The following is a 13,300-nucleotide window of genomic DNA, read 5'->3' as shown; positions in this document are numbered from 1 at the left end:
AGCAGCGCCCGAAGGTTCCGTAGCGGACACGGGGTCGGCTGCAGCCCGCCGCTCCGTTCGATCAAAGAAGATGGACCGAAGCCCACGCTACGCTCATTCGAGGTGCGCGCGCCGTGCGGCCACCTGGGCCAGCGCGGCCCAGTCGCGCTGCTCGCCGCCGCCGGCCAGCGCCTCGACCAGCGCGTCGCGCACCACGCCGGCGAACGGCAGCGGCACCCGCGCCGCCTCGCCCGCGGCGAGCGCAAGGTTGACGTCCTTCAGGCCCAGCGGCAGGGCGAAGCCCGCGGGCGTATAGCGCTGCTCGGCGATCAGCCGGCCGTACCCCTGGTAGGCGGGCGCCGCGAACAGCGTGGCGGTCATGATCTCGAGGAAATCGGCCGCGTCCACGCCGTGCGCGCGGCTCAGCGTGCTGGCCTCGGCCATGCTCTCGATGGCGCAGGCGAGCATGAAATTGCCGGCCAGCTTGACCACGTTGGCGCGCTCGGGCACATCGCCCACCGGCCAGATGCGGCTGCCCATCGCCTGCAGCAGCGGGCGCACCGTCTCCACCTGCGCCGGGTGCCCGGCGACCACGGTGTTGAGCTTGGCCGCCGCAGCCATGTCGGGCCGGCCGAATACCGGCGCGGCGACGTAACCCAGGCCGCGTCGCGCGTGTTCGGCAGCCAGCTCGCGCGCCAGCGCCACCGAGATCGTGGCGTGATTGACGTGCACGGTTCCGCGGTCCATCTCGTCGAGCAGGCCGCTGTCGAGAAACACCGCGCGCACCGCCTGGTCGTTGGCCAGCATGCTGTGCACCACCTGACCCTGCACCGCCCGCCCGGGGCTGCGCGCGACCTTGGCGCCGAGCGAGGCGAGCGGCTCGGTGGCCGCTTCGGACCGGTTCCATACGGTCAGCGTGTGGCCGGCAGCGAGCAGGTTGCTGGCCATCGCGCTGCCCATGGCGCCCAGGCCGAGGAATCCGATGTTCATGGCGGTTCTCCTTGGAGCGACCGGGTAATGGAACACCCGGCTTGTTGAGGAGGCGCAAAGGTGGAACCGGGATGCGTAGGGCGAGCGTCCGAGCGGTGGGCTGAAGCCCACCCTACGTCACGCCACCTCGCCTGCCGCATGCCCCGATGCCCACGCCCACTGGAAGTTGTAGCCGCCGAGCCAGCCGGTCACGTCGACCACCTCGCCGACGAAGTACAGGCCGGGCACGCGCTTGGACTGCATGGTGCTGGAGGACAGCCCATCGGTGTCTACGCCACCGAGCGTGATCTCGGCGGTGCGGTAGCCCTCGGTGCCGCTGGCGGTGAGCGGCCAGTCGTGCAGGCGACCGCCGATGGTGGCCAGTTCCGCCTCGCGATACTGGCGCATCGGGCGATTGCTTAACTCCAGCTCGCACAATCGCTGGGCCAGCCGCTTGGGCAACACGTCGGCCAGCACCGTCTTCAGTTCCGCCAGCGGACGCCCGGCGCGCTGCGCCAGCAGCCAGCCGGCGGCGTCGCCGTCGGGCAGCAGGTCCAGCCGCAGGTCGTCGCCCGGTTGCCAGTACGAGGAAATCTGCAGGATCGATGGCCCGCTGACGCCGCGATGCGTGAACAACAGGCCGCCGCGGAAGGACTGCCGGCCGCAGCGCGCCTCGGCCGGAAGCTCCACGCCCGCCAGCTCCGCGTAGTGCTCCTGGTGCTTGCCGCTCAGGGTCAGCGGCACCAGGCCGGCACGGGTGGACCGCACGTCGTGGCCGAACTGGCGCGCCAATTCATAGCCGAAGCCGCTCGCGCCCATGCTGGGAATCGAGAGGCCGCCGCTCGCCACCACCAGCGCCTGGGCATGCACCTCGCCCTGGGCGGTTGCCACGCTGAAGCCGGCCTCGCCATGGCGCACGCGTGTCACCGCGCAGTCGGTCTGCACCCGCACGCCGGCCGCCGCGCATTCGTCCAGCAGCATGCGCACGATCTGCTTGGAGGAGTCGTCGCAGAACAGCTGGCCCAATTCCTTCTCGTGGTAGGCGATGTGGTGCTTCTCCACCAGCGCGATGAAATCCGCCGGCGTGTAGCGCGCCAGCGCGGACTTGGCGAAATGCGGGTTGGCCGACAGGTAATTGGCCGGCGTCACGCCCAGGTTGGTGAAATTGCAGCGCCCGCCGCCGGACATCAGGATCTTCTTGCCGGGCTTGTTGGCGTGGTCGAGCACCAGCACGCGCCGGCCGCGCTGGCCGGCGGTGATCGCGCACATGAGCCCGGCGGCGCCCGCGCCGATGACGAGTACGTCGATTTTCATGGCACCGCCGTCAGATGGGGCGCGCATTATCGCCGAGCGCTTACACTTTCCACTCCGTTCCCACAGGCGCCCACCCATGCCCTCCTTCGACGTCGTTTCCGAAGTGGACAAGCACGAACTGACCAACGCGGTCGACCAGGCCAACCGCGAGCTGGCCAACCGCTTCGACTTCAAGGGCACCGACGCGGCCTACGAGCTGGACGGCTACGTGATCACCCAGCGCGCGCCCAGCGACTTCCAGCTGCAGCAGATGCTGGACATCCTGCGCGGCCGCCTGACCAGCCGCAAGATCGACATCCGCGCGCTGGACGTGGCCGAGCCGGAAACGAACCTGGCCGGCGCGCGGCAGAAGATCACCGTCAAGCAGGGCATCGAGCAGCCTATCGCCAAGAAGCTGATCGCCGAACTGAAGGCCGCCAAGCTCAAGGTCGAGGCGCAGATCAACGGCGACAAGCTGCGCGTGACGGGCAAGAAGCGCGACGATCTGCAGCTGGCGATGGCCGTGCTGCGCAAGTCGCCGACGGAGCTGCCGCTGCAGTTCGACAACTTCCGCGACTAAAGGTGCTGGCGCGTCAGCTGCCCATTCCGGCGACGATGTTCACGCTGGCGGCGATGATGAACACGTTGAAGAAGAACGCGATCACGCTGTGCAGCAAGGCCATGCGCCGCAGCGCGCGACTGGTGATCTGCACGTCCGAGACCTGGAAGCACATGCCGATCACCAGCGCGAAGTACATGAAGTCCCAGTAGTCCGGGTGCTCGGTCTGCGGGAAATCCAGGCCCTGGTGCTGGGTGCCGAAATCGCCGTAATAACCGTGCGCGTAGTGCTGCGCGAACATCGTGTTGATGAACAGCCACGACAGCACCAGGGTGAGCGCGGCCAGGCCGATTGCCGGCAGGCCGCCGCTCTTGTTGGCGTGCATCTCGTTGGTCAGCGCCACCAGCACCACGCCGGTCAGCACCAGCGCGCTGCACAGCACGCCCCAGCGGCCGGTGTCCATCGCGCGCACGTGGCTGCGCATGTGCTCGGGCGTGGCCTGCGCGAACAGCATGCCGAGCGCCACCAGGTAGACCAGGGCGCCCAGATCGAAACCCAGCAGCACCGCGCTGCGCGGCAATGCCCCGGCCAGCACCAGCGCCCCGGTGGCCAGCACGAACACTGCGCCGGCCAGGCTCAGCCGAGGTCGCGCCCGCAGGTGGTGCAGCGGCCGCCAGCGCCAGCGTGGGCGGGGCGGGACGAGGGTGTCGTCGATATCCCGGGGCAAGGAGCGTTCTCCATCAGGCTTGGGCCGCCGCGTCGGCGAACCGGATCTCGCGCCGCGGGCGGCGGCGATGGTATCAGGCGCGCAGGTCGGCGAATTCCGGGTGCCGCCGCAGCCAGGCCGCCGCGTAGGAGCAGGCGGGCGCCACCTTGAGGCCTTCGGCGCGGGCCGTTTCCATCGCCGCCTGGGTCAGCGCCGAAGCGATGCCGCGGCCTTCCACCGCCGGCGGTACGCCGGTGTGGGTGATCGTCATGACGCCGCCGGCGAGGTGGTAGTCGAGCACGCAGAGCGCCCCGTCGACGCGAGTCTCGAACCGCTCTTCGGCGCGGTCGTGGCGGATGTCCAGGTTCATGCGCCTTCGTCCAAAGCAAACGGCGAGGATACGGCCGGGCGGAGAAAAACGCCCGTGAAGCGCATGCCGCACCGCATTCGCACGCCCTGCATGGCGGGCCGGCCACACTCGCGAACTCGACCGCAAGGGAGATCGCCATGAAGAAATCCGCATCCGCCGTCTGGACCGGCGGCCTCAAGGACGGCCAAGGCACGATGTCCACCGAAACCGGGGCGCTGCGCGAAGCACCTTACGGCTTCAAGTCGCGCTTCGAGGACGGCCCGGGAACCAACCCGGAGGAGCTGATCGGCGCCGCGCTGGCCGGCTGCTTCTCGATGGCGCTCTCGCTCGGCCTGGGCAACGCCGGGCTGACGCCCGAACGGATCGAGACCCGCGCCCTGGTGACCCTGGACAAGCAGGGCGAGGGCTTCGCCATCACCACGATCGCACTCACCTGCCGCGCCCGCGTGCCCGGCGCCGACGCCGGCACGTTCGGGCGCATCGCGCAGGAGACCAAGCAGGGCTGCCCGGTCTCCAAGGTACTGAAGGCCGAGATCTCGCTGGACGCGTCGCTGGAAGGCTGATCGCGCGGGGCCGGGCGACCTCAGGCCGACAGCGCCCTTTCGGCCAGCGAACGGTCGGCGGCCATCACGCGGTTGCGGCCGGCGCGCTTGGCGGCGTAAAGCGCGGCGTCGGCTCGCTGCAACAGCCCGGGCACGTCGCGCTCGCCGGGCTCGGCTGCGGTAGCGCCGATGGAAACGGTCAACTGCAGCAGGTGCCCGTCCATCAGCAGCGGCGTGGATTCCACCGTGGCGCGGATGCGCTCGGCCAGCACCAGCGCCTGCTCCAGGCCGGTGTCGGGCGCCAGCACCACGAACTCCTCGCCGCCCACGCGGCCGATCACGTTGCCCGCGCGCAGGGTGGCGCGGATGCTGGCGACCAGCGACAGCAGCACCTTGTCGCCGCCGCCGTGGCCGAAGCGGTCGTTGACGCTCTTGAAGTGATCGGCATCGAGCATCAGCACGCCCAGCGGACGCCCGGCGCGGCCGGCCTGGGCCAGCAGCTGGGTGGCGGTCTCGGTCAGCGCCAGGCGGTTCTTCACCCCGGTCAGCGAATCGACGCGCGCCAGCGTGTGCATCTCGCGCTGCAGCGTCTCGCTGTAGAGCAGCAGGAAGCCGATGCTGAGGAATAGCGGCTGCATGCCGGAGAACAGCACGTAGAGGTAGTTGACGGTATCGGGCTGGACGATATCCGCCGGCGGACTGAGGTCGAACCACAGCTGGCCGTTGCGCCAGGCCAGCAGCAGCGAAGACAGCGTGTACATCACCAGCAGCACCGCGCGTGCCCGCGTGATCCTGCGCGGGCGGGCGTGCAGCAATGCCTGCACGCGCAGGCCGATGAACGCCAGGATCGCGGCCGACCCCCACAGCACGCGCAGGCGATAGTCCGGCTGCACCACGCCGAACCAGCCCACGCCCAGCCAGCCGATCACGCCGATGGCCAGCGCCGACCGCCAGCGCAGCGGCGCGCCCACCAGCATGCACAAGGCCACCGCCGCCATGCCGTGCGCCAGCAGGTTGAGCGCATTGCCGCCCAGCAGCAGCTGCGCCGGATGCAGCCAGGCCTGCGCCGCCAGCATGCTCCAGCCGCCGGCTTCCACCGCCAGCGCACCCGCGCGCAGCTTGAGGCTGGTGCGCGCCGGGCCGGAGCCCCCCTGGGTTCCCGCCCACAGCATCGCCGCCAATGCCAGCGACTGGATGGCAGTGATCAGCGAAAGGGTTTCGATGTGCATGGGCATGCTGGGCTCTCCCCGCGCCCGGGGCGGCGACCGGCCCGCACCGCGGTCGCTGCGGCGGGGCCATCGTCGCCGTCCTATCGGCGTCGGCAGGCTGCACTTTAGCGTTGACAGGCCGCGCAAGTCCGTTACTTTCCACGCAAAAATGCCCACTGGATGCCGCATGGCCTCGCTCATCCCGACCCGCAACAGCTGCCTGCCGCGCATGACCGCCGGCGAGAAGCGCCTTTCCGAGCGGCTGGAACAGAAGCTGGAGGACGATTACCTGCTCTGGTACGACGTGCCGGTGGGCCTGAAGCAGCGCCGCCCGGACTTCGTGGTGTTCCACCCGCGCCGCGGCCTGCTGGTGCTGGAGGTGAAGGACTGGAAGGCCGAGACCCTCCGGCACGCCGACAGCACCCAGTTCACCCTGGTCACCGAGCGCGGGCTGGTGAAGGAGAACCACCCGCTGCTGCAGGCGCGCGCCTATGCGCTGGAGATCGGCGTGGTACTGGAGCGCGATCCGGCCCTGCGTTTTCCCGCCGGGCACCGCCACGCCGGCAAGATCATCATGCCGTGGGCCTGGGGCGTGGTGCTGGCCAACATCAGCCGCAAGCAGTTCGAGGAAGGCGGGCTGGATGCGGTGATCCCGCCGCACCTGGCGATCTGCCGCGACGAGTTCTACGAATCGGTGGAGGCGGAGGATTTCCAGGAGCGGCTGTGGGCGATGTTCCCGCAAGTTTTTCCGGTGGCCTTGACGCTGCCGCAGATCGACCGCGTGCGCTGGCACCTGTTCCCCGAGCTGCGGGTGGAGCCGGGCAGCGGCCAGTTCGGCCTGTTCGGCCCGACCGACGCGGCGGTGCGGCCGCTGGAGATCCCCGAACTGGTCAAGGTGATGGACGCCCAGCAGGAGCAGCTGGCGCGCTCGCTCGGCAACGAGCACCGGATCATCCACGGCGTCGCCGGCTCGGGCAAGACCATGATCCTGGGCTTCCGCGCGATGCAGCTGGCGCGGACGATGGAGCGGCCGATCCTGGTGCTTTGCTACAACAAGACCCTTGCCGCGCGGCTGGAGCAGCTGGTCGGCGAGCGCGGCCTGGCCGAGAAAGTGCAGGTCTACAACTTCCACAAGTGGTGCCACAAGATGCTCACGGCCTACCACGTGGAGTTGCCGCCGAAGGGCGCGGACAGCTTCTTCGAGCAGATGGTCGAGCGCGTGATCGATGGCGTCGATCGCGGCCGGATCCCGCGCTTCCAGTACGGCGCGGTGCTCGTCGACGAAGGCCACGACTTCGAGCCGGACTGGTACAAGCTGATCGTGCAGATGATCGACCCGGCGACCAATTCGCTGCTGGTGCTCTACGACGACGCGCAGAACATCTACGGCCAGGCCGACCGGCGCAAGGTCAGCTGGAAGAGCTTAGGCGTCCAGGCGCAGGGCCGCACCACCATCCTCAAGCTCAACTACCGCAACACGCTGGAGATCCTCGCCGTGGCACGCGGCTTTGCCCACGAGCTGCTGGCCGCCCGCGCCGACGATGACGACGGCGTGCCGCTGATCGCCCCCGAAAGTGCCGGCCGCCGCGGCGCGGTGCCGGAGCTGATCCGCGTGGAGACCGCCCCCGCGCAGCTGACCGTGCTGATCGCCCAGCTGCGCGACGAGCATGCGCACGGCCGCCCCTGGTCGGACATGGCGGTGATCTTCCGCAACCAGTGGGAAGGCGAGAAGCTGCACGAGGCGCTGGAGCGCGAAGGCATCCCAAGCCGGCTGGCCGAGGGCCGCGGCAAGGGCGCGCTGTTCGCCGTCGGCGACACGGTCAAGCTGGTCACCATGCATTCGAGCAAGGGGCTGGAGTTCCCGTTCGTGATCATTCCCGGCCTGGGCTCGCTGCCCAAGGAGGGCAAGGACGAGGCCGAGGAAGCGCGCCTGCTCTACGTGGCGATGACCCGCGCCACCGAACGGCTGGTGCTGATCCACCACGACGATTCGGTGTTCAGCAAGCGCATCCGCGATTCGATCAACCAGGTGCAGGGCCAGCTCGTCGCGCTGCCTGCCTGACCACCCGGCTGCCGGCTCCATGCCTTTGGGCACAGTTGCGTCCGGTCGGCGCCGGCTAGGCTGGGTCTTTCGTCCCAGGGGAACACCCATCGTGCGCAAGACCCTGCAAGCCACCCTGCTGGCAGCCTCGCTGCTGGCCGCTTCCGTCCTACCCGCGCTCGCGGCCGAGGACCACAAGAGCGCTGACGCCGGCCACGGCGACTACCACCTGCCGCCCTTCCCCGCCGATGCGCGCGTGCAGCAGAGCGCGCAGATCGACGGCCGCACGCTCAGGTACACCGTCACCGTCGGCTCGCTGCCGGTGCGCGACGAGAAGGGCAACACCGTCGCCGAGGTGGTGTTCACCGCCTACACCATGGAGGGCAATGATCGCCCGGTAACCTTCGCCCTCAACGGCGGCCCGGGCGCCTCCTCGGTCTACCTGAATCTGGGCGCGATCGGCCCGAAGCGGGTGAACTTCGGCGTCGAGGGCAACAACCCTTCCGACCCCGCCACCCTGCACGACAACCCCGGCAGCTGGCTGCCATTCACCGACCTGGTGTTCATCGACCCGGTCGGCACCGGCTTCAGCCGCGCCCTGGTGGACGACAAGAAGGCCACCGAGCTCTTCTACAGCACCGACAACGACATCAAGTACCTCTCGCGCATCGTCTACGACTGGCTGGTCACCAACCACCGCATGCAGTCGCCCAAGTACCTGGTCGGCGAGAGCTACGGCGGTTTCCGCGGCCCGCGCATCACCGACTACCTGCAGACCCGGCTCGGCGTGGCGATGAAGGGCGTGGTGCTGGTCTCGCCCTACCTCGACCCGGCAGCCTCCGACGACGAGAACGTCTCGCCGCTGCCGTGGATGCTGACCCTGCCCTCGATCGCCGCCGCGCACCTGGAGCGCGAGCACAAGCTCACGCCCGAGGCGATGGCGCAGGTCGTCGAGTACACCCGCGGCGAGTACGCCACCGACCTGATGCGCGGGCGCTCCGACCCGCAGGCCACCGAGCGGGTCATCAAGAAGGTCACCGAGCTGACCGGCCTGGATCCCCTGTTCGTGCGCCGTTCCGGAGGACGCCTGGAAACCCAGGCCTACCTGCGCGAGGTCTACCGCGCCGAGGGCAAGCTGGGCAGCCGCTACGACTCCAATGTCACGGCGTGGGACCCGTTCCCGTACGCGCCGCGCCAGCGCACCGGCGATCCGATCCTCAACGGCATCATCGCGCCGACCACCACCGCGATGGTCGACTTCGTCACCCGCACCGTCGGCTGGAAATACGACGGCCGCTACAACGCGCTCAGCTACGAGGTGAACAAGCTGTGGCACCAGGACGAGGACGCCAACCAGGGTTCGGTGTCGCAGCTGCGGGAGTCGGTGGCCAACGACCCGGGCCTGCGCGTGCTGATCGCGCACGGCTGGGACGACCTGTCCTGCCCGTTCATGGCGTCGGTGCTGATCGTCGACCAGATGCCGCCGATGGGCGACCCGACCCGCGTGCAGGTCAAGAACTATCCCGGCGGCCACATGTTCTACGCCCGCCCGGACAGCCAGGCGGCGCTGCTGAAGGACGTCAAGGCGCTTTACGACGCGAAGTGAGGTAGGTTGGATGAGTGGACGCGATCCTGGCGTCGGTAACGCCTGGATTCGCTGACGTTCCTTTCTTCCTGCAGGTGCCCGCCATGCTCGACCTGTTCACGCCCGATGTCCTCGCCGCGCAGCCCCTCGACCATGCGCGGGCGCTCGCCGCCCGCTGCTACACCGACCCTCGCATGCCGGCCCTCGATGCCGCGGCGGTGTTCGCGAAGAGCTGGCAACTGGTCTGCCACCAGTCTCAGCTCGCCGGCGTGGGCGACCACCTGGTAGTCACCATCGCCGGCCTGCCGCTGGTGGTGGTGCGCAGCGATGCGGCGACCATCCGTGCCTTCCACAACGTCTGCCGGCACCGCGCCGGCCCGGTCGCCAGCTGCGACGGCAAGGGCGCGACCGCGTTGCGCTGCCGCTACCACGGCTGGACCTACGGCCTGGACGGCGTGCTGCGCGGTGCACCGGAGATGGGCCGTGCGCCGGACTTCGATCCGTCGAAGATCCGCCTGCCGGAGGTTCGCGTGCAGGTGTGGCAGGGGCTGGTCTTCGTCGCCATCGGCGAGGCGCCGCCGTTCGGCGAATTCGTCGAAGGCATCGACGCCCGGCTGGGCGAAGGCCGCTCGCTCGCCGGCTTCGAGTTCCACCACCGCGCGAGCTGGGACGTGGCCTGCAACTGGAAGGTATACGTGGACAACTACCTGGAGGGCTACCACGTGCCGCACATCCATCCGGGCCTGAACAGCGTGCTGGACTACCGCAGCTACGTCACCGAGACGGCGCGCTGGTATTCCTACCAGTACAGCCCGCTGGAGAGCGGCGCGGATCTCTACGGCAGCGGCGAGGCGCTGTATTACTTCCTCTACCCGAACACCATGCTCAACATCCTGCCCGGGCGGCTGCAGACCAATCGCGTGCTGCCGCTCGGCACGGATCGATGCCGCGTGGAGTTCGACTTCTACTACGCACCTGTCGAAGGCGGGCCCGACGCGAATCCGGAGGCGCGCGCCCGCCGCGAGCGCGACGTCGCCTTCAGCGACGAGGTGCAGGACGAGGACGTGACCATCTGCGAGGACGTGCAGCGCGGGCTTGCCTCCGGTTCCTACGAGAGCGGCCGCCTGAATCCCCTGCGCGAGAACGCGGTCCACCACTTCCACGAGTTGCTGCGCCGCGCCTACCGCGAGCACGCATGACCGCGTCCGCCCGACCGCTGGGCCAGGCTGCGCTGATCGCGCTGGTAGTCGGCAACATGATCGGCTCGGGCGTGTTCCTGCTGCCGGCGGCGCTGGCACCCTACGGCGCGGCCAGCCTGCTCGGCTGGGCGCTGACCCTGGCCGGCGCGCTGCTGCTGGCGACGGTGTACGCATGGCTCGCGCGCGCGATCCGCAACCACGGCGGCGCCTACGGCTACGCGCGCCGCGCTTTCGGCGACAGCGTCGGCTTCGTGGTGGCGTGGAGCTACTGGGTGTGCACCTGGAGCGCCAATGCGGCCATCGCGGTAGCCTTCGCCGGCAGCCTCGGCGCCGTATGGCCGGAAGCCACCGCCACGCCGCTGCGCTCGGCCGCCTGCGCGCTGGGCGCCCTGTGGATCTGCACGGCGGTGAACCTGGCCGGCGTGCGCGAGGCCGCGCGCGTGCAGATGCTGACCACCCTGCTCAAGCTGGTGCCGCTGGTGCTGTTCGGCCTGCTCGGCCTGGGCTGGGTGCACGCCGGCGCCTACCGACCGTTCAATCCCAGCGGGCTGCCGCTGTTCGGCGTCGCCACCTCGGTGGCCGCGCTCACGCTGTGGGCGATGCTCGGCTTCGAGGCGGCCACCGTGCCGACCGGCGTAGTGCGCGACCCGGAACGCACGGTGCCCCGCGCCACCGTGATCGGCATGCTGGTCGCCGGCCTGGCCACGATGCTCGCCTGCACCGTGGTGATCGGCCTGCTGCCGCCGCAGGAGTTGCATGGCTCGGCCGCCCCGATGGTCGCCGCGGCCGCCCACGTGTGGGGGCCGGTGGCCGGCCTCGGGTTGGCGGTGGTGGCGACCATCTCCTGCTTCGGCGCGCTCAACGGCTGGGTGCTGCTGCAGGCGCAGACGCCGCTGGCGGCGGCGCAGGACGGCCTGTTCCCGGCACGCTTCGCGCGGCTGGACGCCCGCGGCACGCCGGCCTTCGGGCTGCTGCTGAGCAGCGGCCTGGCCAGCGCGCTGATCGTGGCCAACTACAGCCGCACGCTGGTCGCGCTGTTCACCTTCTCGATCCTGCTCTCGACCGCCACCACGCTGCTGCCCTACGTGGTGAGCGTGCTGGCCTGGTGGCGCACCGAGCCCCATGCCCGCGCCTGGCGCCGGCTGCTCGCTGCCGGCGCATTGGCATACGCCTTCTGGGCGCTGGTCGGCACCGGCGGGGAATCGCTGCTGTGGGCTGGCGTGCTGGTACTGCTGGGCCTGCCCATACTGGCCTGGCAGCGCCTGCGCACTCCGTCAGCTAGCGCAAGAAGCGGGTCGTAGGGTTATCGACCGGCCGCCTGCCAGCTCAGCCAGTCGATGACCGCGGCCAGCGCAGGACGCGGACGCGCGGCGGTCGGGCGCACGATCCAGTACGAGGGCCCCAGTGGTACCTCCAGCGCACCGAAAGGGCGCAGCAGGATACCGGCCGCCACGTCGTCGGCGGCGAGCCGGTGGCGAGCCAGTGCCACGCCCTGGCCCTGCTCGGCGGCACGCAGCACCAGGTCCGAGGACGCATAACGCGCGCCGCCCTGCAGTGCGAGGCCGGCCGGCCCGTGCGCGCGGCGCCAGAGATCCCAAGCGGCCTGCGGATCGCGGTCGTGCAGCAGCCGCAACCCGGCCAGCTGTGCCGGTCGGGACGGGCGGCCGTGGTCGCGCCAGTAGGCCGGGCTCGTCACCGGGTACAGCGCGTCGTCCATCAGCGTTTCGCAGTGCAGGTTCGGCCAGGGACCCTGGCCCATGCGGATGGCCAGGTCGACGCGGCCGTCGTCGAAGGCCTCCAGCTTCTGATCGACCAGCACCGACAGCTCGATCTTCGGGTGTGCCTTCTCGAACGCCGGCAACCGCGGCAGCAGCCAGCGGATGGCGAAGGAGGGCGTGGTCGACAGCGCCACCGCATGCGCCGGCCGCACCTCGCGCAGCGCCGCCACCGCCTGCTCGATCTCGTGCAGTCCCGCGTTGACTGCCTTGCCCAGCGCCTCGCCCTGCGGCGTGAAGACCAACCCCGCCCGGCCGGCGCCGGCGTGCAGCAACGGCACGCCCAGCCAGCGCGCCAGCTCGCCCAGGTGCCGGCTCACCGAGGAGTGGGCCATGCCCAGCTCGCGCGCGGCCGCGCGCACGCCGCGGTGACGGTAGACCAGGGCGAAGGCGCGCAGGGCGTTGAGCGGCAGATCCATGGTCGGAATTCTAGACCATAAGGCGTGCAGCTCCCGACCATGGATTGAGGCGATCCTGCGATTGCTGCCGTAGCGCAGCGATCGCATCGAGGATGCCATGCACGATCTGCTCGCCATCGCCGGGCTGCTGTTCGCCGCGGCCGCCACCCCGGGGCCGAACAACCTGGTGGTCCTGCACGAGGCCGGACGCGGCGGCATGCGCGCTGCGGCACCGGCGATCGGCGGGATCGTGCTCGGCGGGCTGACGCTGCTCGCCGCGGTCGCGACGGGCACGGGCGGCCTACTGACCCGCCATGCCGGCTTGCGCACCGCCCTTGGCGTCGCCGGCGGGCTCTATATGGGCTGGCTCGGCTTGCGCCTGCTGCAGGCCGGGACGCGCGGCGCGACGAGCCGCATCGGAGCCGCCCTGCCCACCGGCATGCTGGGGCTGTTCGGCTTCCAGTTCCTCAACCCCAAGGGCTGGGCGATGGTGCTGACGGTGGTCGCCGCCTGGCCCGCCGCGCGCATGGCCGACTACCTGCCGCTGGCCCTGCTGTTCGCCTTCATCCCGCTCGCCTGCCTGCTGCTGTGGGCCGCAGGCGGCCGGCTGCTGGCCGCGCGCCTGGCCCGCCCGCGCTTTCGACGACGCGCCGACGCCGCCATGGGCGTGCTGCTG

The 13,300-nt window shown here is 70.3% G+C and carries 13 protein-coding genes; 7 read left to right on the top strand and 6 right to left on the bottom strand.

Going from position 1 to position 13,300, the window contains the following annotated elements; genetic code table 11:
• Positions 1 to 93: 93 nt before the first annotated feature.
• Together HOQ08_RS02490 and HOQ08_RS02485 are read right to left on the bottom strand one after the other, a co-directional pair.
• A complete protein-coding gene (locus HOQ08_RS02490) occupies positions 94 to 969 on the bottom strand; it encodes an NAD(P)-dependent oxidoreductase (protein WP_291191129.1) in 876 nt (291 codons plus the stop codon).
• A gap of 117 nt (positions 970 to 1,086) precedes the next feature.
• Complete coding sequence (locus tag HOQ08_RS02485; protein WP_291191126.1) at positions 1,087 to 2,262, bottom strand: NAD(P)/FAD-dependent oxidoreductase; 1,176 nt, start codon at positions 2,260 to 2,262, stop codon at positions 1,087 to 1,089.
• Positions 2,263 to 2,338: 76 nt separating this feature from the next.
• On the opposite strand from HOQ08_RS02485, the gene HOQ08_RS02480 reads away from it, so the two are divergent.
• Complete coding sequence (locus tag HOQ08_RS02480; protein ID WP_291191124.1) at positions 2,339 to 2,821, top strand: YajQ family cyclic di-GMP-binding protein; 483 nt, start codon at positions 2,339 to 2,341, stop codon at positions 2,819 to 2,821.
• Positions 2,822 to 2,834: 13 nt separating this feature from the next.
• On the opposite strand, the gene HOQ08_RS02475 is transcribed toward HOQ08_RS02480, so the two are convergent.
• Positions 2,835 to 3,527, bottom strand: coding sequence for a DUF1345 domain-containing protein (locus tag HOQ08_RS02475; RefSeq protein WP_291191121.1), 693 nt, complete (start codon positions 3,525 to 3,527; stop codon positions 2,835 to 2,837).
• 73 nt (positions 3,528 to 3,600) lie between these two features.
• Positions 3,601 to 3,876 (bottom strand): GNAT family N-acetyltransferase, encoded by a 276-nt coding sequence (locus HOQ08_RS02470; RefSeq protein ID WP_291191119.1) that lies wholly within the window; start codon positions 3,874 to 3,876, stop codon positions 3,601 to 3,603.
• 131 nt (positions 3,877 to 4,007) lie between these two features.
• Here HOQ08_RS02470 and HOQ08_RS02465 point away from each other — a divergent pair, with 131 nt between their 5' ends.
• A complete protein-coding gene (locus HOQ08_RS02465; protein WP_343203805.1) occupies positions 4,008 to 4,439 on the top strand; it encodes an OsmC family protein in 432 nt (143 codons plus the stop codon).
• A gap of 20 nt (positions 4,440 to 4,459) precedes the next feature.
• Here the strand turns inward: HOQ08_RS02465 and HOQ08_RS02460 are convergent, their stop codons facing one another.
• Positions 4,460 to 5,653, bottom strand: a complete 1,194-nt coding sequence (locus HOQ08_RS02460; RefSeq protein WP_291191113.1) for a GGDEF domain-containing protein — start codon at positions 5,651 to 5,653, stop codon at positions 4,460 to 4,462.
• Between the two features lie 160 nt (positions 5,654 to 5,813).
• Here HOQ08_RS02460 and HOQ08_RS02455 point away from each other — a divergent pair, with 160 nt between their 5' ends.
• From HOQ08_RS02455 to HOQ08_RS02440, 4 genes are all read left to right on the top strand, one after another.
• Complete coding sequence (locus tag HOQ08_RS02455) at positions 5,814 to 7,688, top strand: 3'-5' exonuclease (RefSeq protein WP_291191110.1); 1,875 nt, start codon at positions 5,814 to 5,816, stop codon at positions 7,686 to 7,688.
• 91 nt (positions 7,689 to 7,779) lie between these two features.
• Positions 7,780 to 9,273 carry a peptidase S10 gene (locus tag HOQ08_RS02450; protein ID WP_291191107.1) on the top strand — a complete coding sequence of 498 codons (1,494 nt, stop codon included), beginning with the start codon at positions 7,780 to 7,782 and terminating at the stop codon, positions 9,271 to 9,273.
• 83 nt (positions 9,274 to 9,356) lie between these two features.
• Positions 9,357 to 10,451: an aromatic ring-hydroxylating dioxygenase subunit alpha gene (locus tag HOQ08_RS02445; RefSeq protein ID WP_291191104.1), complete on the top strand. Its 1,095-nt coding sequence runs from the start codon at positions 9,357 to 9,359 to the stop codon at positions 10,449 to 10,451.
• On the top strand, positions 10,448 to 11,752 hold the full coding sequence (locus tag HOQ08_RS02440; RefSeq protein WP_291191101.1) for an amino acid permease: 1,305 nt from the start codon (positions 10,448 to 10,450) through the stop codon (positions 11,750 to 11,752). Before HOQ08_RS02445 ends, HOQ08_RS02440 begins: the two co-directional genes overlap by 4 nt.
• Positions 11,753 to 11,754: 2 nt before the next feature.
• On the opposite strand, the gene HOQ08_RS02435 is transcribed toward HOQ08_RS02440, so the two are convergent.
• Positions 11,755 to 12,645, bottom strand: coding sequence for a LysR substrate-binding domain-containing protein (locus tag HOQ08_RS02435; protein WP_291191096.1), 891 nt, complete (start codon positions 12,643 to 12,645; stop codon positions 11,755 to 11,757).
• Between the two features lie 97 nt (positions 12,646 to 12,742).
• On the opposite strand from HOQ08_RS02435, the gene HOQ08_RS02430 reads away from it, so the two are divergent.
• Positions 12,743 to 13,300 (top strand): LysE family transporter (locus HOQ08_RS02430; protein WP_291191094.1); only part of this gene is annotated, 558 nt, incomplete at its 3' end.

Source organism: Frateuria sp. (genome assembly GCF_013362045.1).
In the GTDB taxonomy this organism is placed as follows: domain Bacteria; phylum Pseudomonadota; class Gammaproteobacteria; order Xanthomonadales; family Rhodanobacteraceae; genus Frateuria_A.
The sequence above is the reverse complement of the archived record's forward strand: the minus strand, read 5'-3'. Positions and strand labels throughout refer to the sequence as shown.